Raw genomic sequence first — 22,951 nt, forward strand, 5'->3', positions numbered from 1 at the left:
AGACAAGCACGACGTTCAGCGCGCCGCATCCGGGTACCCGGCCCCCTGCCACGGGGGCCCGCGCAGGCGTCGACTTGCCTGCCGCCCGCCCCAGGTGTGCTCTGGAGGGCGGGGGCGAGGAGAGAGGAGTGCTCTCATGGCTCATGCGGCACCCGCACCCGGCCGCCGGGTCTCGGGGACGGCCACGAGGACCGGCCTGCCCGATGTGTTCAGCGCGCGCACGCACCGCGTCGCGAGCGTGGCCGTACCGGTCGTCCTCGGGCTGGTCTACGGCTACTGGGCCGCGGCGAACCGGCGGGCGGGCGGCGAGATCACCGGCTGGAACCTGCTCTTCGGCTTCGTCACGACGATCGCGTTCATCATCCTCTACGTCGGCGTCCGCGCCCTCGCCCCGCACATGCGGCGCGAGCTGCACGCCGTGGTGTGGGCGGCCTTCACGGGCGGCGCGTTCGGCTTCCTGTACAGCCAGACCGACGCCTCCGTCCTCAGGTCCTCGCTGATGGGGCTCGCGGTCGGCGCGGTCTGCTTCGCCGTGATGTTCTACCGCTACTACACGCACGAGGACGCCCAGGGCCACCGGCTCGGCTGAGAGTGAACGGGTCGGCGCGGCGGCTGGCCGCGCCGACCCGTTTCCCCTTCATCCACCCACGAACCCGGCCTTCTCGCTCCCCCGATCCATGAGACACCCGTTCGGGTGAACCCTCCACCGGAGAGCGGTGCCGTGCGGCCGTATGCAGGCGTCCCGCTGGCACGTCCGCCCTGGTGAGCCTTGTCTGAAGGGGTGTCCACCCGTGTGCGGAACGCCCTGTCGGCAGCGCTGATCGCCCTGTCGTGCCTCCTCGTGCCGTTCGGCGCGCTGGCGGCCTGGGTGACGTACGCGCTGGCCGACACCGGCAGATACGTCGCCACGATGGCGCCGCTGGCGGCGGATCCGGCGGTGCAGGGCGCGGTCGCGGACACCGTGGGCGCCGGGATCACGCATGAGGTGGACCGCCTGCTGGAGGCCTCACCGGTGGCGCCGCCGCCCGACAGCGTGCGCCCCTTCGTGGACGACGCGGTGCACTCCTTCACCCGGACCGAGGCGTTCCACACCGCGTGGGACGCGGGCAACAGGGCGGTCCACGACGCCGTGCTGAGGGCCCTTCAGGACGGGCGCGAGCGCACCGTCACCGTCGATCTGGCGCCGGTCACCGCCCAGGTCAAGCGCCGGCTCACCGACGACCACGTGCCGTTCGCGCACCACATCCCGGTCGAGCACACCGCGGTCCCCGTGCTCCCGGCCGACGAACTTGGCCGGCTCAGGAAGGGGTACGACGTGATCGAGGTCGCCGGTTTCTGGCTGCCCGTCTCGGCCGCCGTCCTCGCCGCGGCCGGCATCGCCGTCGCCGCGTGCCGCCGCCGCGCGCTCACCGCGACCGCGCTGGGCACGGCCCTCGGCGGCGCTTTCCTCGCCCTGGCGGTCGCGGTTGGCCGCAAGCTCACCGTGTCCGACGTGCCGGAGGCGGCCCACCGTCCGGCCGCGGGCGCGATCTACGACGCGCTGACGCACACCCTGCGCACGGTGTCCTGGCTCCTGGTCGTCCTCGGCCTGACGGTGGCCCTGCTCTGCCGGCTCACGCACTTCCTCGCACGACACCGGCGAGCGTCCGCAGAGCGCGCCGCAGATCCGGCTCGGGAGCCGACGCGAGCCCGAGTCTGACGGCGTCCGGGGTGTGGTGGGGAGCCACGGCGAAGGCGGGGCCGGGTGTCACCGCGATGCCGTGGGCGGCCGCGGCGGCCGTGAAGGTGTCGGCGCGCCACGGCGCGGGCAGTTCCCACCAGGCGTAACAGGCCCGCGGGTCGGACCGTACGGCGAACCCGCGCAGCTCCTCGCCGGCGATCCGCTGCCGCAGCTCCGCGTCCGCCCGCTTCGCCGCGACCAGCCGCGCCACCGTCCCGTCCTCGATCCACCGCACGGCCGCCTCCAGCGCGAACGACTGCGCGCTCCACCCCCCGGACCGCACGGCCGCCGCCACCGCGTCCAGCCGCCCCTCGGGGACGACGACGAATCCGACGGTGAGTCCGGGCGCGACGCGCTTGGACAGGCCGTCGACGACATGGGTGAGGCCGGGGGCGAGGACGGCGAAGGGCTCGTCGTCGGTCAGGAAGGACCAGATGCGGTCCTCGACGACGGGGATGTCCAGGTCGAGCACGGTGCGCGCGAGCAGGCGCCGGCGCTCGGGGCTCGTCGTGACCGAGGTCGGGTTGTGCAGGGTCGGCTGGAGGTACAGCGCGGCCAGCGGAGCGGTGCGGTGGGCCGCGGTGACGGCCTCCGGGCGCGGGCCCTCCTCGTCGGTGGCCAGCGGCACCAGGGTGATTCCGAGCCGGGCCGCGATCTCCTTGACCACGGGGTAGGTCAGCGCCTCGACGCCGACCCGGCCGCCCGGCCGGACCAGGGAGGCGAGGGTGGCGGCGACGGCCTGGCGGGCGTTGCCGGCGAAGACGATCCGGTCGGGGGCGGGTACTTGGCCCGGGGCGGAGAGCAGGCCGGCCACCGCCCGGCGGGCCGCGGGGGTGCCGGTGGCGGCGGCCGGACGCAGCGCCTCGGTCAGGACGTCGGGGCGCCGGAGCGGGGCGAGGGCCGGGGCGAGCAGCGCCGACTGGCCCGGCACGCAGGGATAGTTGAGCTCCAGGTTCACCGGGGCCTCGGTCGCGGCCTCGACGAGGGCCCGCGCGGTGCCCGCGGGAGCGGCCCGCACGAAGGTCCCGCGGCCTACCTCGCCGACGACCAGTCCGCGCCGCACGAGTTCGGCGTAGACCCGCCCCGCCGTGGACCCGGCGATCCCGCGCCGCCGCGCGAACACCCGCTGCGGGGGCAGCCGTTGGCCCGGCTTCAGCCGTCCGGCGGTGATCTCGTCGGCGATGCGGTCGGCGATGCGCCGGAAGTCGTGCACGAGGGTCCTCCTGACATTGCACCGAGGGCAAAGATTTTATTGCACCGAGGAGTTGGCGAGACCTAGGGTCGTCCCCATGAGCCCCTTTCTCGCATACGAGGACAAAGGCGCCGATAACGCTTCGGTTCAGGGCGTCCCGCTCGTGCCCCTCGTCCCTCTCGTCCTCGTGCACGGCCACCCCTTCGACCGCACCATGTGGGCCCCGCAGACCGAGGCGTTCTCCGCCACCCGCCGGGTCGTCGCCCCCGACCTGCGCGGCTACGGCGCCTCCCCGGTCGTCCCCGGCATCACCCCGCTGTCCGCCTTCGCCGACGACATCGAGAGCCTGCTGGACGACCTGAAGGTGGAGACGTGCGTGCTGGCGGGCCTGTCGATGGGCGGCCAGATCGTCATGGAGTGCTACGCCCGCTTCCCCGAGCGCGTCCGGGGCCTGGTCCTCGCGGACACCTTCCCGGCCGCGGAGAGCGAGGAGGGCAGGCGGGCCCGGGAGGCCATGGCGGACCGGCTGCTGCGCGAGGGCATGCGCGGATACGCCGACGAGGTGCTGGAGAAGATGGTCGCGCCGTACGCGGCCCCCGAGGTCAAGGCCCACGTCCACCGGATGATGACGGCGACTCCGCCCGAGGGCGCCGCGGCGGCCCTGCGGGGCCGCGCCAGGCGCCCCGACTACCGCGCCCTGCTGACCCGCGTCACCGTCCCCGCCCTGGTCGTCGTCGGCGCCGACGACGCCTACACGCCCGTCTCCGACGCGGAGGCGATGCACGCGGCGATCCCCGACTCGACCCTGCGGGTCATCGAGGGCGCGGCACACATGCCGAACCTGGAGCGGCCGGCGGAGTTCAACGCCGCGTTGCGGGAGTTCCTGGCGAGGACGGACCGCACCTCGTAACGTCGTCGCCGTGACCTACCAGCCTGTCCGGCGTTCCAGGACGTCCGAGCGCGACGGCCTCCTGGACGGCGCGGACCAGGACTCCCGGCGGGGGCGCCATCGTGCCGGGCGGTGGCTCGCGGCCCTGTTCCTGCTCGGCGTCACCGGCGTCGTCGGCGCCCGTGCCGCCGACACCGACGCCGTCACCCCTCTCCCTCAGCTCCTCGCCTTCCTGCCCTGGCTGCTGGTGCCCGCCGGCCTCGGGCTGGCGCTCGCCCTGCTCGCACGCTGGTGGCCCGGCGTCGTGTGGGCGCTGGTGGTGCTCGGGCTGCTGGCCTGGTTCATCGAGCCGTACGGCAGGACCGACCGGCCGGACGGGCCCCCGCTGGTCTCCTTCCGGGTACTGACCTCGAACGTCGAGTTCGGGCAGGGGACCGACGCGCTCGTCGCCGCCGTCCGCCGGGAGAAGCCGGACCTCGTGTTCGTCCAGGAGTGCGAGTACACCTGCGACGCCACGCTCGGCAAGGCGCTCGGCGCCGACTATCCGCACCGCGCGGCCCAGGTGGCCGCCGGTTCGAGGGGCTCGCTCGTCCTCAGCCGCTTCCCGCTCGACCCGGCCGACGGCGTCGACGCCACCATGGCCATGCCCGGCGCCGTCGCCGACGTGCGCGGGCACGCCGTACGGCTCCAGCTCGCGCACCCCATGCCCCCGCTGCCCGGACACGTCGACCTGTGGCGCCGCGAACTCGGGAAGCTGCGGGACCTCGCCGCCGGGGACGACCGCATGCCCCTCGTCGTCGCCGGGGACTTCAACGCCTCCCAGGACCACGCCGCCTTCCGCCGCATCCTGGACACCGGCCTGCAGGACGCCGCCCGGCTCGCCGGGCACCACCGCACCCCGAGCTGGCCGGCCCGCACGACACCGACGTTCGGCGCGCAGATCGACCACGTCCTGCTCTCCGCCGACTTCTCCGCCCGCACCGCCCGCTTCCTCGACCTGGCGGACACCGACCACCGCGCGCTGGTCACCGACGTCACCCTCCACCGGCGCCGATGAGCTGAACCGGGCTGCCCATAACGGGCCGCATGCCCCGCGAGCTCCCCCTCGGCCTCACCCCTCCCGACTGGCTCGTGCGGAACCTGCGGGCCCAGCCCGCCCCCCTCAACCGGCCGGCCCTGATCCGCGCCGCCGTCGCGATGGCCCTCCCGCCGGCCGTCGGTCTCGTGAAACACGGTGCGGCCCCACCGTCCGCGGCCGAGGTGACCCAGGTCGCCCTCCAGCTCCGGGAACTGGCGGCGGGCGTACGCGAGGCCGAGACCCTCTACGAGGTCCGCGCCGATCTGACCGGCCCCGCGGGCAGCGTTCTGGAGCCCGTACGCCAGGAGGTGGCGGCGGCCCGCGCCATCGCGTCCCCGCACTGAGGGCGGCCTGCTCGGGGACGCGCCCCCAAAGGCCGGCGCGGCCGCCCCGTGCAGGAGGGCGACCGCGCCATGTGGGGGGTGGGACTGAGCGGGCCTACCGGCCGGCCTTCTCCAGGGCCTTGTCCATCGCGGCGGCGAACCCGTTGGCCCACAGCTGCTGGACACGGGCCTTCTCGTTGGCGTCCGGGACGGCGTTGGTGCAGGACGTACCGGGACCGCCGCCCGACATCAGTTCACTGCACGGCCCCTCGTAGTGGTCCGGCAGCCCCAGGACGTGCCCCGTCTCGTGCGCGGTGACGCGAGTGGAGTCGTACTCCTGGTTCTGCTGGTAGTCGAGGAAGATGTAGCCGTTGCCGTGACCGTCGGTCGAGGCGTACGAGCCGCGCGAGTCGTTGCCCTCGCGGTAGGTGAAGTCGGCGTTCGAGCCCTGCTGGAGCTGGACGTTGGACACCGAGCTGTTCCAGATCTGGGTGCTGCGGGCTATCTGCGCGCTGAACGTGGGCGCCCCGGAGGCGTCGTAGGTGACGGTGACGGCCGCGGCGTTCGGGTTCTCGGCGCGCTTCTCGGCGACCGACTTCAGCACGGCCTGGAAGAAGGCGCGACTGGCGTCGGAGTCGGAGGACTTGGCGACGAAGCCGGCCTGGTCGGAGACCGGGGCGGCCGCCGCCGGAGCGACCGAGCCGAGGCCGAGGGCCGCGACACCGAGACCGACTGCCACTGCCGAACGGGCGGACAGGGAAAAGGACATGCGCATCGATGACTCCTAGGTGGGGGGTGAGTCGTCAAGGCGAGTGTCGGCGCCCGTGTGGCCGCTGTGATGATGGCAATCGGTGATAGCCCTGCCCTATCGGGGCCCCAATTGGCGTGCATCGGAGGGGGTTTGTGCGGCTGGTGAAACCTGTGCTTCCGCTTTAGTCTCCCAGGGCATGGAGCTCGAGGTGAGACACCTCCGCGCGCTGTGCGCGATAGCCGACACCGGCAGTCTGCACCGGGCCGCGCGCCAACTGGGGGTTGCCCAGCCGTCGCTCAGCACCCAGCTGCGGCGGATCGAGCAGGAGCTGGGCGGCGCGCTGTTCCTGCGGGCCCGGACCGGCTGCCGCCCCACCCCGCTGGGCCGTCTGGTGCTCAGCCGGGCCCGCCCGCTGGTGGCCGATATGCGTGCCCTGGTCGCGGAGGCGCGGGCCGCCGCCGCGGGCGGTCCGGAACTGCGGGTCGGCTCGACGGCGAGCAAGGCGCTGGCGGGCTGGCTGCGCCGGCTGCGCGGCCGGGGCCAGGACCCGACGCTGCACATGAACGTCTCCCCGAACGCCCTGCTGCGCATGGTCGCCGACGGACAGCTGGACGTCGCCTTCGTGCACGAGGTGGAGGGCAGCCCGCTGCGCATCCCGCCGGAGTTGCGCCTACGCGTGTTGATGGACCGCGAGCCGCAGTTCGTGTCGCTGCCGACCGACCATCCGGCCACCGCGAAGTCCGAGGTCCACCTGCGCGACCTGGCCGAGGACCGCTGGATGGTCGACCCGACGGTGGACGGCGAGTGGGACGCCGTGCAGCGGATGTTCCGCGCGGCGGGCGTCAACCCCCATGTCCTGCACGGCGACTACTACACGGCCGACGCGCTGGTGGCCACCGGCGAGGTGGTCGCCGTCTGCCAGCCCACCCACGCCGACAGCCCCACGATGGCGGTACGGCGTCTGCAGGGCGACCCGCTCGGGGTACGCCTCCTCCTCGCGGCCCGTACGGAGACGGACCTCGACGGGGTCTATCCCGCACTGGAGGAGGCGTACTGGGAGGCGGCGCGTCAGGCGCCGGCGTACCGGGAGTGGCTGGAACACGACGGCGAGCGGCAGCCGCCGGTCCCAGCACTCCCGTAAGGGCACCGGACTCCCATAAGGGCACCGGCTCAGACGCCGATGTCGCAGCCGTCCTTGCGCCAGACCGCCACGACGGCCGGGCGGTTGATCTTGCCGGCACCGTCGGGCCAGGCGCTCAGCGGCTTCTCGGCCGTGGCGCCGTCGATCTCGCCCGGGTGCTGCACGGCGACGAGCACGCGACGGTCCTGGATGAGCGGACCGCAGGTCTCCGCGCCCTTCGGCACCGTCAGGAACTGCTTGAGCTCACCGCGCTTGTCACCGCGCGTGGCGACGCCGAAGAGGCCGTCGTGCGAGCCGAGCTGGTTGCCGTCTGTGGAGATCCACAGGTTGCCGTGCGAGTCGAAGGCGACGTTGTCCGGGCAGGAGATCGGGGAGACGTCGCCCTTCGGGAAGCCGGCGAAGTAGGTGGCCGGGTCGTTCGGGTCGCCCGCGACCAGGAACAGCGACCAGGCGAACTTCTTGCTGTCGGCGCAGTTCCAGCGCTCGGTCAGCTCCAGGATCTGGCCGTGCTTGTTGGCGTTGCGCGGGTTGGCCTCGTCCGCCTTGGCGTTCGTACCGACACCGCGGTTGGAGTTGTTGGTGAGGGCGACGTACACCTTGCCGGTGCGCGGGTTGGGCTCGATGTCCTCGGGCCGGTCCATCTTGGTGGCGCCGACCTTGTCACCGGCCAGGCGCGTGAAGACGAACACCTCCTCGGCGCTCATGCCCTCGACGTGCGAGACGGCACCCTTCGCGGTCGCCGTGGCCAGCGGGATCCACTCGCCGCTGCCGTCGAACTCGCCGTCGGCCGGAAGCTTGCCCGTGCCGTCGATCTCGATGGCCGGGGAGTCACCGGTGAGCTTGGCGACGTAGAGCGTGCCCTCGTCGAGCAGCGAGAGGTTGTGCTCCCGCACGGCGCGCGAGCTGCCCTTCTTCATCCGCTTGGTGCCGACGAACTTGTAGAAGTAGTCGAAGCGCTCGTCGTCACCGGAGTAAACGACGGGACGCCCGTCGTCGGTGAGCCGCACGGTCGCGCCCTCGTGCTTGAAGCGGCCGAGCGCGGTGTGCTTGCGCGGCTTGGAGGTGGGGTCGTACGGGTCGAGCTCGACGACGTACCCGAAGCGGTGCGGCTCGTTCGGCTCCTGCGCCACGTCGAACCGCTTGTCGAACCGCTCCCACTTGCGCTCGGTCGCGGCGGCCCCGATCCCGTACCGCTTGTCGGTGGCACGGGTGCCGTTGGCGAAGTACTGGTTGAAGTTCTCCTCGCCGTGCAGCGTGGTGCCCCACGGGGTGACGCCGCCGGAGCAGTTGTTGAGCGTGCCGAGGACCTTGGTGCCGGTCGGGTCGGCGGAGGTCTTCAGCAGGTCGGAGCCGGCCGCCGGGCCGGTGACCTTGAACTCGCTGGTGGCGGTCACGCGCCGGTTGAGCGGGTGCCGGGTGACGGGCGTGAGCTGCCCGGTCCGCCGGTCCCCCTCGACGACGACGGCGGAGAGCCCGTGGGCCGCCCAGGCGACCTCGACCTGCTGCTTGGTCGGGTTGGCGGCGTCGTACCCGCGGAACATGAGCACCTCGTCGGTGTACTCGTGGTTCGCGACGAGAATCTGCCGGCCCTGCTCGCCCGGGACCGGGAGCAGCGCGAGGAAGTCGTTGTTGTAGCCGAACTGCTTCGACTGCGCCTCGGCGGTCTGGTTCTCCGCGTCGAAGGCGGGCGCCCCGCGCAGGATGGGCTCGCCCCAGCGGATGACGATGTTCTGCGCGTAGCCGTCCGGGATGGTCACGGTGTCGGCCGTGTTCGGCGCGACGGGGCTGAAGCGCAGGCCGCGCGCGCCGTGGGAGGCGTGGCGGGTGCTGGTGGCCGCGGTGGCGGTGGCGTCCTCGGCGGCGCTCGCCTTCGGGGCGGCCACGGTCGCGGAGGCACCCACGGCGGACGCCGCGGTGACGACGGCGGCGGCGCGCATCACGGTACGGCGGCTGAGGGCGTCGGCGATGACATCACCGACGTACGGGTTGGTGGTGGTGTTGGGCACCTCGTGGAAACAGGCGTCTCCACACCGGAAACGGCAGGTAAGGGCCGCTCTGCCACCATGATGCGAGTCATTGACGCTGACGATCGGCAACTGAATACGCATGGCTCTTGGTACTCCCCTTGCTTCCCCTTGAATGCAGCGTGGGGGACGGTAGGGGCACGTTTGTGCGGGAGCGGGGCGTTTGAATGAACGAAGGGTGAACCAGAGGTAGATGTACGGCAGTTGCCGCGTCGCCTCCGATCGACCCGCCGGGTGGCCGGCCGGGCCCTTGACGGACGAGGAACCCCTGTGTTCACCCCTCCCCAAGATCGCCACCCGGGGCCGCTAACCTTACGTGTCCGTCCTGGCCAGGGATCTACGGGCATCAACTCACTCGAAGGGTTGCGCACATGGGCATTCTCACTCTCCTGCGGAACGCGTTCGGCCGGTCACGCAAGGGGCGGACCGCTGAGGCGGAGGGTGCGACGACGACTCCTTCGCCGGAGCCGGCCCCTCAGCCGGCCGTCCCCTCCCCGTCCCCGGAACCCCAGCCCGCGGCCACGGCCACGGCCCAGGTACCGGAACCCCGCGTCGCGGCCCCCGACGAGACCACGGACGACGAGCACGAACTGGTCTCGGCGGCCTTCGACAACGTCACGGTCCCGAAGCCGGCTCGGCCGGTGGATTCGGAGGGCGCGGAGGGGGGCGCGGAGGCGCCCGGTTCTGAGGGGGCGGTTGCCGAGGAGGCGGCTGTCGAGGCGGTGGCCGAGGAGGCGGCTGTCGAGGCGCCGGTTGCCGCTGAGGCGGTTGCGGAGACGCCTGCTGCCGAGGCGGTTGCCGAGGAGCCGGTTGCGGAGACGCCCGCTGGTGAAGAGCAGGTCGCCGAGGCGCCGGTCGCGGAGACGCCCGCTGCCGAAGAGGTCGCCGAGGAGCCGGTTGCGGAGACGCCCGCTACCGAGGAGCCGGTCGCCGAGACCCCGGCCGTCGAAGAGCAGATCGCTGACCAGCCCGCGACCGAGGAGCCCGTTGCAGAGGCTCCCGCCACCGAAGAGCCGGTGGCTGAGGAATCGGCTGCGGCGGAGCCGGTGGCGGAGACCCCGGCGGCCGAGGAGCCGGTTACGGAGACCCCGGCCGTGGAAGAGCAGGTCGCTGACCAGCCCGCGACCGAAGAACCCGCCGACGAGACCCCCGTCGCCGAAGAGCCTGCGGCTGAGGAAGCGCCTGCGGCGGAGACGCCTGCTGCCGAGGAGCCGGCCGCTGAGGCCCCGGCGGCCGAGGAGCCCATCGCGGACACCCCTGCTGTCGACGAGCCCGCTCCCGCGGCAGTGATCGAGGAGCCGACGCCGGAGCCCGAGCCCGTCGTCGAGGAGCCCGCGGCTTCCGAGGAGCCGGAGCCCGCCGCAGCCGCCGAGCCGGTGGCTGCCGCAGTCGCCGACGGCGTGGACGCCCCACAGGGGCCACTCGCAGCCGACGACGAAAGCGTCACGGGTGGTGCGGGTGGGAACACCAAGGCCGAAGGCGAAGCCGAGGCCAAGACTGCGCCCCCTACCCCGACCCCGACCACCTCCGCCCCGACCACCCTCCCCCCAGGCCTCCTCACCGCCTACAAGGCCGCAGAATCCGTGCTGCAGGCCAACGACCTCACCGGCACCCACGCCAAGGTCTACCTCGTCCTGGACCGCTCCGCCTCCATGCGCCCGTACTACAAGGACGGCTCCGCCCAGGCCCTCGCCGAGCAGACCCTCGCCCTCGCCGCCCACCTCGACCCCGAGACGTCCGCCCCCACCGTCCACGTCGTCTTCTTCTCCACCGAACTCGACGGCACCGGCGAACTCACCCTCACCGACCACGAGAACAAGATCGACGAGCTGCACGCCGGCCTCGGCCGCATGGGCCGTACCAGCTACCACGTAGCGGTGGACGAGGTGGTCACCCACCACACCAAGACCGCCCCCGACACCCCCGCCCTCGTCGTCTTCCAGACCGACGGCGCCCCCGACGCCAAGACCCCCGCCACCCACGCCCTCACCGAGGCCGCGAAGAACCACCCCTCCGTGTTCTTCTCCTTCGTCGCCTTCGGCGACCCCGAGCAGAAGGCCTTCGACTACCTCCGCAAGCTCAAGACGGACAACACCGCCCACTTCCTGGCCGGCGCGACCCCCCTGGAGCTGACCGACACCCAGGTCTACGAGGGCATCCTGGCGACCTGGCGCCCGTAACCCCGAGCAAAACCCGGCCGCCCGCTTCTCACCCCGTAAAACGAGAAGCGGGCGGCCCACCCATGTCGGCTACGATTTCAAGGTTCGAAAAACGACGACAGACGCCTCAAAACCCGGCGCCCGTCACCCCACGTAACGACCTGGGAGCAGCCCGCGATGGCTCGACACCTCATCACCAGCGCCCTTCCGTACATCAACGGAATCAAGCACCTGGGCAACATGGTGGGGTCCATGCTCCCGGCGGACGTGTACTCCCGGTACCTCCGCCAGCGCGGCCACGACGTCCTCTACATCTGCGCCACCGACGAGCACGGCACCCCCGCCGAGCTCGCCGCGAAGGAGCAGGGCATCCCGGTCGCGGACTTCTGCGCGCAGGCGCACGACGCCCAGAAGGCGGTCTACGACGGCTTCGCGCTGGCCTTCGACTACTTCGGCCGGAGTTCCTCCCCGCAGAACGTCGAGATCACCCAGCACTTCGCCCGCAAGCTGCACGAGAACGGCTTCATCGAAGAGCGCGCCATCCGCCAGGTCTACAGCCCGGCCGACGGCCGCTTCCTCCCGGACCGCTACGTCGAGGGCACCTGCCCCCACTGCGGCTACGACAAGGCCCGCGGCGACCAGTGCGAGAACTGCACCCGCGTCCTGGACCCCACCGACCTGATCAACCCGCGCTCGGCGATCTCCGGCTCCACGGACCTGGAGGTCCGCGAGACCAAGCACCTCTTCCTCCTCCAGTCCAAGCTGCAGCGCGAGGTCATGGAGTGGGTCGCCCGTCACGACGGCGTCTGGCCGCACCTGGCCTCCTCCATCGCCCACAAGTGGCTGACCGAGGGCCTGCACGACCGCGCGATCACCCGTGACCTGGACTGGGGCGTCCCCGTCCCGGCGGACACCTGGCCGGAGCTGGCGGCCGAGGGCAAGGTCTTCTACGTCTGGTTCGACGCCCCGATCGAGTACCTGGGCGCGACGAAGGAGTGGTCGGACATCGACCCGTCGACCCGCGACTGGAAGTCGTGGTGGTACGACGTGGACGACACCGTCCGCTACACCCAGTTCATGGCGAAGGACAACGTCCCGTTCCACACGGTGATGTTCCCGGCCACCGAGCTCGGCATCCGCGAGCCCTGGAAGAAGGTCGACTTCGTCAAGGCCTTCAACTGGCTGACGTACTACGGCGGAAAGTTCTCCACGTCCCAGAAGCGCGGTGTCTTCACCGACCACGCCCTGGAGATCCTGCCCGCCGACTACTGGCGCTACTTCCTGATCGCCAACGCCCCCGAGTCGGACGACTCGTCCTTCACCTGGGAGCACTTCACGGCCACGGTGAACAAGGACCTGGCCGACACCCTCGGCAACTTCGTCAACCGCGTCCTGTCCTTCTCCAAGAAGCGCTTCGGCGAGGAGGTCCCGGCGGGCGGCGAGCCCGGTGCGGCGGAGGCGAGGCTCGGCGAGCAGATCGCCGAACTCCTCGGCGAGTACGAGTCGCAGATGGAGGCGCTCCAGTTCCGCAAGGCGGCCGCCGCCCTGCGCGCCCTGTGGTCGGCCGGCAACTCCTACCTGGAGGAGAAGGCCCCCTGGCTGGAGATCAAGACCGACAAGGACGGCGCGGCCCTCACCCTGCGCACGGCGATGAACCTGATCCACCTCTACGCGGTGGTCTCGGAGCCCTTCATCCCGTCCTCCTCGGCGGCCATGCGCCAGGCCTTCGCCCTGCCCGACGACACGGCGACCTGGGTGACCCCCGAGGAGGCCAGGTCCCTCACGTCGGTCCCCGTCGGCACCCCCTTCACCGTCCCCCCGGTCCTCTTCGCCAAGCTCACGGAGGAAGACCTGGAGGCCTACAAGGAGCGCTTCGGCGGCGAGCCGGCGTAGCCCCCGCCCCCACTTCCCGGGCCCGGAACCGACATGGTTCCGGGCCTTTCTCTTGTGACCCGGCCAGGCCAGGCCAGAAGATGCCGTAGATTGAATCTATGTAGAATCAATCTACATACATAGAGATGAGAGCCCTGCACAACCCACAGGGAGAGCCCCATGCCCGCCTCCTTCGTAGGCCGCCGAACCGAGCTGGCGCTCCTTCACAAGCGCCTGGATCGCGTCACCGCCGACGGCGCCGGCGTCGCGGTCGCCATGAGAGGACGACGGCAGGTCGGGAAGTCGCGGCTCGTGCAGGAGTTCTGTGACCGTGCGGGGCGGCCGTACGTCTTCTTCACCGCGACCAAAGGCGCCTCGCCCGTGGAGGGCATCGCCGACTTCATGGCGGAACTACGCGAGTCCTCGCTCCCGACCGACCCGGAGCTCGTACCCAGGACAGCCCCCGCCAACTGGCCCGACGCCTTCCGTGCCCTCGCCGCGCTGCTGCCCGACACTCCCAGCATCGTCGTACTCGACGAACTGCCCTGGCTCGCCGAACAGGACCCCGTGTTCGACGGCGCACTGCAGACCGCCTGGGACCGGCTGCTGTCCGGTCGGCCCGTACTGCTGCTCCTACTCGGCAGCGACCTCCACATGATGGAACGGTTCACGGCGTACGACCGGCCGTTCTACGGGCGCGCCGACAGCCTCGTCCTCGGCCCCCTCAATCCGGCGGAGACGGGGAACGCACTGGGTCTGGCGGCACCGGACGCCATCGACGCGCACCTCGTCTCCGGCGGCCTGCCGGGAATTCTGCGGGCCTGGCCGCACGGCACCCCAGCGCTCGACTTCATCGAGTCCGAGTGCGCCGACCCCGCCTCGCCGCTGTTCGGTGTTCCGGAAGCCGCGCTGCTGGCCGAGTTCCCGGCACCGGACCAGGCACGCCGAGTCCTGGAGGCCGTGGGCAGCGGTGACCGCACGCACGCCAACATCGCGGCGACGGCCGGCAGCCAGAGCGGAGCCCTGCCGTCCGGGATCCTGTCCCCCCTGCTGCGCCGTCTCACCGACGAGAAGCGGGTCCTCGCCTCGGACGCCCCCCTGTCGACCCGGCCCGGCAAACCAGCTCTCTACCGCGTGGCGGACAGCAACCTGCGCCTCTATCTGGCAGCCATGCGCTCCGCGCAGGAGCTGTCCCGGCGCGGTCGCCCCGAGGCCGCGTACCGAGTGGTCGAGCGGCGCTGGACGGCTTGGCGGGGCCGGGCCGTCGAACCCCTGATCCGCCAGGCGCTGGAACTCGCCGCCGCTTCAGGTGACTTCCCATGGCCGGACACCGACGTCGTAGGTGGCTGGTGGAACCGCCGGTTCGCACCGGAGATCGACCTCGTCGGATCCGACCGCGCCCCCGTGGCCGGGACGATCTTCTTCGCGGGGTCCGTGAAATGGCTGGCCACGCCCTTCGACCAGCACGATCTGACCACGCTCGCGCAAGGCGCGACGGAGATCCCCGGCTTCCACTCCGACACGGCCGGCCTGGCCGTCGTATCCCTGTCCGGTACGACGTCGGCGGTGTCCGCCGACGCGGTCGGCCTGGTGTGGGGACCCCAGGAGGTGGTCTCCGCCTGGGAATCGTGAGACAGCGCAGATCGCCCCACCGCACTCTGGTCCTGTCCAATGGGTGCGGACGCGAAGATCTGAAAGGTTGCCGTGGATTTCTTGACCGATCGGTGCCCAAGTCGGGGACATCACGGGGATGTTGCCCAACTGGTTGGCATCGATCGCACCCCACCGCCACCATGTCCCCCCGCACGACCGTATGGTTTCCGCCATGGCAGTCCCTGAGGTCATTCCGGTCGCGTACGAGCCGCACGGCCGTACCGAGGCGATCGGCTTTTACGAGGACGGGCAGTTCATGGGGTCGGTCACCTACGCCTTCCCCAAGGGCTTCGAACTCGACACCGGCTGGGAAGAGCACAAACGCCTCTACGCGGTCCTGCACACCTTCGATCCCGAGGGCAGGTACCGCGACTCGGAGATCTGGTGTGCCGGCACCTGGGCCGAGCAGCAGCGCGCTCCGCACGGTCCCGAGGCGCCCCTCGCCCGCGCCCGCGCCCACCTGGCGACGCTGCTGCGCAGCCTGCCCCGGCGCACGTACACGGACATCGCGATACGTCCGTTCCAGCTCACCGTCGACGGCGTGCTGTTCGGCCTGGTGACCGGCGAGGACGAGGAGGAGGGGTGGGCCGAGCTGTATCCCGACAATCTGGGCTTCGGCGCACCCTGGGACGGTTCGTACGACACCTGATCGTTTACGCCTCTATGCCTGGACCCCTCCGGGGCGCTATACATTGCGAAGATCATGTAGAGCCATCAAGTGGGGGGATCCATTCATGGCGCTCTTCGGTAACGCGCACACCATCGACTCGGGACAGGCGCAGCAGGACTTCGCCCGTCTGCTGGGCCACGGTGAGCAGGTGCACGCCGCCTACCTGCTGATACGCGACACCATCCTGTTCACCGACCGCCGCCTCATCCTGGTCGACAAGCAGGGCATCACCGGCAAGAAGGTGGAGTACCACTCCATCCCGTACCGCAGCATCACGCACTTCGCCGTCGAGACCGCCGGCACCTTCGACCTCGACGCCGAGCTGAAGATCTGGGTCTCGGGGACGCCGACGCCGATCGAGAAGACGTTCACCAAGGGCGTCGACATCTACGAGGTGCAGGCGATCCTTACGCAGTTCGTGGCGAAGTAGCCCGCACATCCGGCCCCGCCGTGGTCAGCCGACCCGGCGGGGCCGCCATAATCGGCCCACGATGATCCCGCTCCGCCGCCACCTGCTGACCGACGTCCTCACGATCGGCGCCTCCTACCCGCTCGTCCTGGCCGGCGGGTACGCGGTCCGGGCGCACGGCCTGACACCGGAGCGGTTCGTGACAGGGCCGCTGGAACTGGCGACCGAGACCCCCGAGCCGATGGACCGCGTCGCCGCAGCGATCCTGCGGGGCCTGACCGGACTCGGCTGGCGGGTACGCCCCATGGAGACCGACCCGCTCTCCGCCCGCCTCCTGGTCACCGGTGTGGAGGGTGCGGAGGAACTGCCGGTCGACCTCCTGAAGGAGACCCTCTGGCACCCGCCGGTGGCGACCGACCTGGGCCCGGCCCTCTCCCTCGAAGACCTCATCGGCACCAAGGTCCGTGCCCTGACCGACCGCGGCACCGCCCGCGACCTCACCGACGTCTACGCCGCCGCGGCCCACTGGAGCTTCCCCGACCTGGAGGAACAGGGCCGCCGCCACGCCTGGGACGAGTTCGACCCGGCCGACCTCCAGTCCCGACTGGAGGCGACGGAACTGCTGGACGACCGGGACTTCACCGCCCAGGGCCTGGACGAGGAGTCCGTGCCGGACCTGCGCCGGTGGGTCCGGGCGTGGGCGGACGACATCGCGGAGCGGCTGCTGGAGGAGGAGGCGCTCAGGCCACCGGCGGACGCCGACGAGTGACGCGGCCCCCCGGTCGCGCATCGCCGTCGGCGAGGTCCCGCACCGGGTCGCGCGATGCCGCCACCCAACCCACTGCTAGCATCCGCCCACTTGTGCGAGGGCAGGGGCCCTCGCAGGGGAGGGAAACTCACGTGGGCAGACACGCCCCGAGACGAGCACGCCGTACCACGCTCGTCTCCACACTGGCCGTGGCGGTGGCGGCCGGATCGATCACCCTGTTCTCCAGCACGGAGGACACCGGCGCGCAGGCGGCCACGACCGCGGCGGCCGGGACCACCGAGATCGTCCTGGACGACCCGAACAGCGAGACCCGCCGCACCGACCGGCTGCTCGCCGCCGGCGACACCGGCTTCCTGCACCGGCAGTCGGGAGTCACCGGCCTGCTCTGGACGGACTACGACGACGGCTCCACCGTAGGCGTCGAGGGCACGTCCGGGCTCTACACGCCGACCACCACCAGCTGCTACGACATCCAGACCCGCTGCGCCACGGGCGTGTTCGGGCAGGGCGCCGACACCGTCGCGCTGCCGCACCGCACCTACGGCGACCCGGTGTACCTGTGGCGCCCGGACGGCAGTCCGCTGCGGACCGTGGACCTGCGCCAGTCGGCCGACCGCGTGGGAACGTACGGCGAGACGACCGTCACCGTCGAGTTCGACGGCGTCGTCGACGGCGAGCAGCTGGACGGCCATGTCCTGCACCTCGTCGACCTCGTCGACGGACAGCAGCGCGACCGCGTCGTCACCGGCTATCCGGCCGACACCTTCTGGGAGTGGAACAACGCGCGCACCGGCGACGAGAACGGTGCCCTGCTGACCTACCCCGTCGACAACGAGTACGGCGAGCTCCAGTCCTACACCGTCGGCTACCTCGACTTCGCCACCGCGCGGTTCACGCCGGTCTTCACCGGCCTCGAGGAACTGCCGGAGCCGGTCCTCAGCGACGACCGCGTCGGCTGGTACACGGAGGCCGCAGGTCTGCACCTCAAGCCGCGCGCCGACCTCGGGGCCGAGGAGACGGTCCCGGTGGCGGGCGCGGCGAGCAACGTCATGCCCAAGCCCGTGCCCGTCCTCGTCGGGGGCTGGGCCGTCTTCACCAGCGCCTTCGGGGTCAAGGCCGTCTCCCTGACCGACGGCACCACGAAGACCCTGCTCACCGCCACGTACGGCGCCCCGCTGGCCACGCCCGACGGCGGTGCCCTGGTCACCGGCGGCACCACCGCCTCCGACTGGTGGGTGCAGCGCGTGAGCCTCGGCGCCGACGGCGTCCCGCAGGTGAAGAAGCTGGTCAAGATCGCGCCGTTCGAGAACAAGAAGACGGGGCTCGCGCTCAGCCGAGGCAGCCTGCGCGTCGCCGAGCACAATCCCAGGAACGCCAACAGCGACACCACGTCCGTGCGCACGCTCACCACGAACGGCGGCACCGCACTGACCGCGTCCGCCGCCACCGAGGGCGACCCGGTCTCCCCCACGTGCCCGTACCCGGACACCGCCTGCTCCGTCCTGTGGGGCAACAACACCGGCGAGCCCGAGGACGTCTACCTCAACACCTTCTACAACAGCGACGAGGGTGGCACCGGTCTGGAGAACGAGGACCAGCTGGTCTCCATCCACGACGGGTGGTCCAACCACACGCTGTCCTACGGCACCACCGGCGGCGCGATCGTCGACGTCTCCGACAACTTCGCGGTCTACAACTCGGGCGGCTCGACGCCCACGCAGTACGTCGGCGAGTTCGGGTACAGCCAGATCCTGAAGCGGTCCGTCCGTGCCGCCGCGCTCAACGGCTCCACCCTCTGGAGCCCGACGACGACCGCCGGCAGGCTGACCTCGTACGACCTGGTCACCAGGAAGACCCTCGCCACGGTGGACGTCCCGGACCTCGGCTGTGTGCCGAGCGAGCTGCAGGCGGCCGGCCGCTGGGTGTACTGGACGTGCGGGACCGCCTCGGCGGGCGTCTACGACACCAAGGCCAGGACGTCCCAGCCGGTCACCCCGGGTGACGTACTCCTCGGCGACGGCTTCACCGTCCGCCACGACCACGAGGCCGACCGGCTCGTCCTGACGGACGCGGCCACCGGCACCACGCGCGTGGTCGCCTCGGGTCTGCCCGACTCCGGGCTCGCCGTGGACCGCCGCTTCCGGTGGACGGTCGACGAGTACACGGGCCTGGTCGCCTGGTTCGACAAGCTCGAGCAGACGCACGTCGCCACCACCGGCATCACCCCGTCCGCGGTGACGGCCTTCCGCACGGACGCCACCACCTACGCGGGCATCTCGGTGCCCTGGACCGGCGAGTGGCTGCTGTCCCGCCCGGTCACCTCCTGGTCCCTGACCGTCGCCTCGGTCCAGAGCGGCGCGAACGGCAAGGCCACCCGCACGATCACCGGCGGCGCCGCCTCGGCCATGGTCTCGGCGTCCTGGAACGGCAAGACGTCGAGCGGGGCGTACTTCCCCACGGGCGCGTTCACGTGGACGCTGAAGGCGACCGGCCTCGGCACCACGACACCGGTCACGGTGACGTCCGGCGAGGGCTACCTGGAGCGGGGCTCGGCGGTCCGCCACGACTTCGTCAGCCCCGACGGGCCCGACGGCCGCGGCGACCTGCTCACCCTGAACTCCTCCGGAGGCCTGACCTTCCACTCCGGCACCGGCACCGGCAAGTTCGGCGACAAGTACACCGGCACCGGCTGGCCCACCACCGTCACGGCCGTCCCCTTCGGCGACCTGAGCGGCGACCGCTGCAACGACGTGCTCGTGCGCTACAGCAGCGGCGCCCTGCGGCTGTACAAGCCGGGCTGCGGCGCGGCGGTCAAGCCGTCGACGTCGTACACCACGCTGGCGAGCAGCGGCTGGACGCAGTACAACGCGCTCACCTCGCCCGGCGACGTCAGCGGCGACGGCCGCCCCGACCTGATCGCCCGCCAGGCGTCGACCGGCACGGTCTACCTCTACAAGGGCACCAGCGACGGCAAGCTCGCCTCCCGGGTGAAGCTCTACGACAGCTGGAAGGGCTACAAGAAGATCGTCGGCGTCGGCGACATCACCGGCGACGGCAGGCCCGACCTTCTCGCCCAGGACACGGCGAACACCCTCTGGCGCTACGACGGCAAGGGCGACGGCACCTTCGCCGCCCGCGTGAAGGTGTTCACCAACTGGGGCGGCAGCTACAACGCCGTCGTCGGCGTCGGCGACATCACCGACGACGGCCGCCCGGACCTCGTCTCCCGCGACACCAGCGGCAACGCGTGGCGCAACAGCGGTGACGGCAAGGGGTCGTTCGGCTCGCGGACGCAGATCGCGAGCGGATGGAGCGGCTACAAGTCCCTTTCGTAGCCGAGCGATCGACCCAGCTGAAGGCGCCCGGAGACCGATGTCCCCGGGCGCAGCGGCAACGGGCTGCTGTGGGTGATCCGACGCCGGTCAGGTGCCGGTGTGGGTGGCCTCCGGATCGACTCCCACCGTGATCGTGGCGAGGACGCCCTTCGCGATGTCCCTCTTGTTGTACTTGAGCTTCAGCAGGCCGCCCTCGGTCCCGTTGTCCGGGTAGATGGTGTCCTCGTCGAGCGTGGTGCGGGTGGTGGTGTTGGTGGAGTACGGCGCCACCTCGGCGGAGGCCAGCACGCTCTCCTCGTCGAAGAAGAACTGGCCCGTGTGGCAGGTGTTGCCGCCCTCGTACCCGGCGTCGGTCCAGGTGCCGTTCACATGCACCTTGGTGTGGACGTGCACGCAGCGGCCCTGGTACCAGCCGGGGAAGAGGGTCCTGAACTCCACCAGGCCGTTGCGGTCCGTCTTCGAGATGCCGCGCAGGTAGCGCTCGTCGTCGGTCGGCTCCTCGTGCACGCCGCCTCCGCCACCGGGCTCGCCCGAGGGCTGCCCGGACGGGGGCTCGCCCGTCGGCTCACCGGAGGGCGGGGTGCCGCCTCCGCCGCCACCGCCGCTGCCCATGGCCTCGTATCCCGAGTACACGCCCAGCGCGTTGCAGTGCCAGATGTCGACCGCGGCGTTCCTGAGGGGCCGGCACGTCTCGGCGTCGATCACCTTGAGCCGGAGGGTGAGGGGGATGCCCTCCTGGTCCTCGGTCACGTCCTCGCGAAGCTTGTCCGCGTCGATGTAGTAGGGCCCCTCGGTCGTCTCCGAGGTGAGCTTGTAGCAGCTCTCGGACGCGGTCTCCGCGGCGCTCGCGCTCTGCTCGTCGGCGAACGCGCCGGCCGCCAGCGTGCCGCCCACGCCCACCGCCGCGACCGCGCCCGCTCCGGCGGCGACGACCTTACGGCGCGTCAGATCCCTTTTGTGTTGCGGCCCTTGGGCCGTGTGGTTTCCCGTCATGGCCAGGACGCTAGGTAAGAGCTCTGTAGGAGGCATGGGCGCGGGCTGTGTGTACCTGTGGAACCTGAAAGGGCCCGGAACCGATCACGGTTCCGGGCCCTTTGCTCAGGCTTGCTCAGCCGCCTACTTCGGCTGCGGCTTGCGCACCGACAGGTGCAGCTCCTTCAGCCGCGCCTCCTCCAGCTCCGTCGGCGCGCCCATCATCAGGTCCTGGGCGTTGCCGTTGAGCGGGAAGGCGATGGTCTCGCGGATGTTCGGCTCGTCGGCCAGCAGCATGACGATGCGGTCGACACCGGGGGCGATGCCACCGTGCGGCGGGGCGCCGAAGCGGAACGCGCGCAGCATGCCGGCGAACTTGTCCTCGACGGTCTCGCGGTCGTAGCCCGCGATCTCGAAGGCCTTCAGCATGATCTCCGGCTCGTGGTTCCGGATCGCGCCGGAGGACAGCTCGACGCCGTTGCAGACGATGTCGTACTGCCAGCCCAGGATGTCCAGCGGGTCCTGGGTCTCCAGGGCCTCAAGACCGCCCTGCGGCATGGAGAACGGGTTGTGCGAGAAGTCGATCGCGCCGGTCTCCTCGTCCTTCTCGTACATCGGGAAGTCGACGATCCAGCAGAACCGGAACACGCCCTCCTCGAAGTGCCCGGCGCGCTTGGCGGCCTCGACGCGGACCGCGCCCATGATCTTGGAGACCTCGTCGAACTCGCCCGCGCCGAAGAACACGGCGTGACCGGCGGCCAGCGACAGGCGCTTGGTCAGCTCGGCGACGTTCTCCTCGGTGAGGAACTTCGCGATCGGGCCGGACAGCGAGCCGTCCTCGGCCACCCGGACCCAGGCCAGGCCCTTGGCGCCCTGCGAGACCGCGAAGTCACCGAGCTGGTCGAAGAACTTACGGGGCTGCGCGGAGACGTCCGGCACCGGCAGCGCGCGCACGTGCTTGCCGGCGAACGCCTTGAACTCCGAGCCCTCGAAGATGTCGGTGATGTCGACGAGCTCCAGCTGGGCGCGCAGGTCCGGCTTGTCGGAGCCGTACTTCAGCATCGCCTCGCGGAACGGGATCCGCGGGAACGGCGAGGTGACGTGGCGGCCGCCGCCGAACTCCTCGAAGAGCTCGGTCATCAGCTTCTCGACGGGCTGGAAGACGTCCTCCTGCTCGACGAAGCTCATCTCGACGTCGAGCTGGTAGAACTCGCCCGGCGAGCGGTCGGCACGCGCGTCCTCGTCGCGGAAGCAGGGCGCGATCTGGAAGTAGCGGTCGAAGCCGGAGATCATCAGCAGCTGCTTGAACTGCTGCGGCGCCTGCGGCAGGGCGTAGAACTTGCCCGGGTGCAGACGCGAGGGGACGACGAAGTCACGGGCGCCCTCGGGGGAGGTCGCGGACAGGATCGGCGTCGCCATCTCGTTGAAGCCCAGCGCCGTCATCTTGTGGCGGATCGCCGAGATGACCGCCGTACGCAGCAGGATGTTGCGGTGCATGCGCTCGCGGCGCAGGTCCAGGAAGCGGTACTCCAGGCGCCGCTCCTCGTTGACCCCGTCCTCGGTGTTGATCGTGAACGGCAGCGGGGCGGCCGCGCCGAGCAGCTCGACCTCGCCGACCTCGACCTCGACCTCGCCGGTGGGCAGCTCGGAGTTGATGTTCTCGGCGCCGCGGGAGACGACCTTGCCGTCGATCCGGACCGTGGACTCCTTGGACAGCTTGTCCAGGGCCTCGTAGGCGGGGGTGCCGGGGCGGGCGACAAGCTGCGTGATGCCGTAGTGGTCGCGCAGATCGATGAAGAGGATGCCGCCCAGGTCGCGCCGATTGTGCAGCCAGCCACTCAGTCGGACGTCGGTGCCGACGTCAGAGGAGCGGAGCTCGCCGCAGGTGTGGGACCTGTACCGATGCATCGTCGTTCATCCAGCCTTCGCGGATCGGGGGCTTGTTCCCCTGAGTCGGGGGCTCACGTGATGCGGGTGCCGTGTTTCACGTGAAA

17 protein-coding genes and 1 pseudogene are annotated in these 22,951 nt (G+C 71.2%); 13 read left to right on the forward strand and 5 right to left on the reverse strand.

Annotated elements, in window-relative coordinates; all coding sequences use genetic code 11:
• Positions 1-136 precede the first annotated feature (136 nt).
• Entirely contained in the window at positions 137-589 is a 453-nt protein-coding gene (locus ACIRD7_RS29620) for a hypothetical protein (protein ID WP_403458395.1), read from the forward strand.
• A 192-nt stretch (positions 590-781) separates the two neighbouring features.
• Complete coding sequence (locus ACIRD7_RS29625; protein WP_403458397.1) at positions 782-1,699, forward strand: hypothetical protein; 918 nt, start codon at positions 782-784, stop codon at positions 1,697-1,699.
• On the opposite strand, the gene ACIRD7_RS29630 is transcribed toward ACIRD7_RS29625, so the two are convergent.
• Positions 1,614-2,933, reverse strand: a complete 1,320-nt coding sequence (locus ACIRD7_RS29630) for a PLP-dependent aminotransferase family protein (protein ID WP_403458398.1) — start codon at positions 2,931-2,933, stop codon at positions 1,614-1,616. The two genes, ACIRD7_RS29625 and ACIRD7_RS29630, sit on opposite strands and share 86 nt — an antisense overlap.
• A gap of 76 nt (positions 2,934-3,009) precedes the next feature.
• Between ACIRD7_RS29630 and ACIRD7_RS29635 the strand changes: the two genes are divergently transcribed.
• The 3 genes and pseudogenes from ACIRD7_RS29635 to ACIRD7_RS29645 form a co-directional block, all read left to right on the forward strand.
• Positions 3,010-3,822: an alpha/beta fold hydrolase gene (locus ACIRD7_RS29635; RefSeq protein WP_403458400.1), complete on the forward strand. Its 813-nt coding sequence runs from the start codon at positions 3,010-3,012 to the stop codon at positions 3,820-3,822.
• A 61-nt stretch (positions 3,823-3,883) separates the two neighbouring features.
• Complete coding sequence (locus ACIRD7_RS29640) at positions 3,884-4,858, forward strand: endonuclease/exonuclease/phosphatase family protein (protein WP_403458858.1); 975 nt, start codon at positions 3,884-3,886, stop codon at positions 4,856-4,858.
• A gap of 167 nt (positions 4,859-5,025) precedes the next feature.
• Positions 5,026-5,223 (forward strand): annotated as a pseudogene (locus ACIRD7_RS29645) (FUSC family protein); the annotation flags it as partial.
• A gap of 94 nt (positions 5,224-5,317) precedes the next feature.
• On the opposite strand, the gene snpA reads toward ACIRD7_RS29645, so the two are convergent.
• A complete protein-coding gene (gene snpA, locus ACIRD7_RS29650; RefSeq protein WP_403458401.1) occupies positions 5,318-5,977 on the reverse strand; it encodes a snapalysin in 660 nt (219 codons plus the stop codon).
• A gap of 172 nt (positions 5,978-6,149) precedes the next feature.
• On the opposite strand from snpA, the gene ACIRD7_RS29655 reads away from it, so the two are divergent.
• Positions 6,150-7,094, forward strand: coding sequence for a LysR substrate-binding domain-containing protein (locus ACIRD7_RS29655; protein ID WP_403458403.1), 945 nt, complete (start codon positions 6,150-6,152; stop codon positions 7,092-7,094).
• Positions 7,095-7,123: 29 nt separating this feature from the next.
• Here the strand turns inward: ACIRD7_RS29655 and ACIRD7_RS29660 are convergent, their stop codons facing one another.
• The gene (locus ACIRD7_RS29660; RefSeq protein WP_403458404.1) at positions 7,124-9,202 is read right to left on the reverse strand and encodes a PhoX family protein; all 2,079 of its coding nucleotides are present in this window, start codon (positions 9,200-9,202) and stop codon (positions 7,124-7,126) included.
• Positions 9,203-9,489: 287 nt separating this feature from the next.
• On the opposite strand from ACIRD7_RS29660, the gene ACIRD7_RS29665 reads away from it, so the two are divergent.
• The 7 genes from ACIRD7_RS29665 (at position 9,490) to ACIRD7_RS29695 (ending at position 19,985) form a co-directional block, all read left to right on the forward strand.
• A complete protein-coding gene (locus ACIRD7_RS29665; RefSeq protein WP_403458405.1) occupies positions 9,490-11,298 on the forward strand; it encodes a VWA domain-containing protein in 1,809 nt (602 codons plus the stop codon).
• Positions 11,299-11,454: 156 nt separating this feature from the next.
• Positions 11,455-13,170, forward strand: coding sequence for a methionine--tRNA ligase (gene metG / locus ACIRD7_RS29670; protein WP_403458407.1), 1,716 nt, complete (start codon positions 11,455-11,457; stop codon positions 13,168-13,170).
• Positions 13,171-13,329: 159 nt separating this feature from the next.
• A complete protein-coding gene (locus ACIRD7_RS29675) occupies positions 13,330-14,781 on the forward strand; it encodes an ATP-binding protein (protein ID WP_403458409.1) in 1,452 nt (483 codons plus the stop codon).
• Between the two features lie 193 nt (positions 14,782-14,974).
• Complete coding sequence (locus tag ACIRD7_RS29680) at positions 14,975-15,451, forward strand: hypothetical protein (protein WP_403458412.1); 477 nt, start codon at positions 14,975-14,977, stop codon at positions 15,449-15,451.
• 85 nt (positions 15,452-15,536) lie between these two features.
• Positions 15,537-15,902: a PH domain-containing protein gene (locus tag ACIRD7_RS29685; RefSeq protein ID WP_030950219.1), complete on the forward strand. Its 366-nt coding sequence runs from the start codon at positions 15,537-15,539 to the stop codon at positions 15,900-15,902.
• A 61-nt stretch (positions 15,903-15,963) separates the two neighbouring features.
• Positions 15,964-16,650, forward strand: a complete 687-nt coding sequence (locus ACIRD7_RS29690) for a nucleotidyl transferase AbiEii/AbiGii toxin family protein (RefSeq protein ID WP_403458415.1) — start codon at positions 15,964-15,966, stop codon at positions 16,648-16,650.
• A gap of 131 nt (positions 16,651-16,781) precedes the next feature.
• A complete protein-coding gene (locus ACIRD7_RS29695; protein WP_403458418.1) occupies positions 16,782-19,985 on the forward strand; it encodes an FG-GAP-like repeat-containing protein in 3,204 nt (1,067 codons plus the stop codon).
• Positions 19,986-20,072: 87 nt separating this feature from the next.
• Here ACIRD7_RS29695 and ACIRD7_RS29700 read toward each other — a convergent pair whose 3' ends face one another.
• Both ACIRD7_RS29700 and aspS read right to left on the reverse strand, forming a co-directional pair.
• Positions 20,073-20,978, reverse strand: a complete 906-nt coding sequence (locus ACIRD7_RS29700) for an intradiol ring-cleavage dioxygenase (RefSeq protein WP_403458421.1) — start codon at positions 20,976-20,978, stop codon at positions 20,073-20,075.
• Positions 20,979-21,101: 123 nt separating this feature from the next.
• Positions 21,102-22,865, reverse strand: a complete 1,764-nt coding sequence (gene aspS / locus ACIRD7_RS29705; RefSeq protein ID WP_403458424.1) for an aspartate--tRNA ligase — start codon at positions 22,863-22,865, stop codon at positions 21,102-21,104.
• Positions 22,866-22,951: the final 86 nt, after the last annotated feature.

The sequence above is a fragment of the Streptomyces sp. NPDC093568 genome (genome assembly GCF_044764945.1).
In the GTDB taxonomy this organism is placed as follows: domain Bacteria; phylum Actinomycetota; class Actinomycetes; order Streptomycetales; family Streptomycetaceae; genus Streptomyces.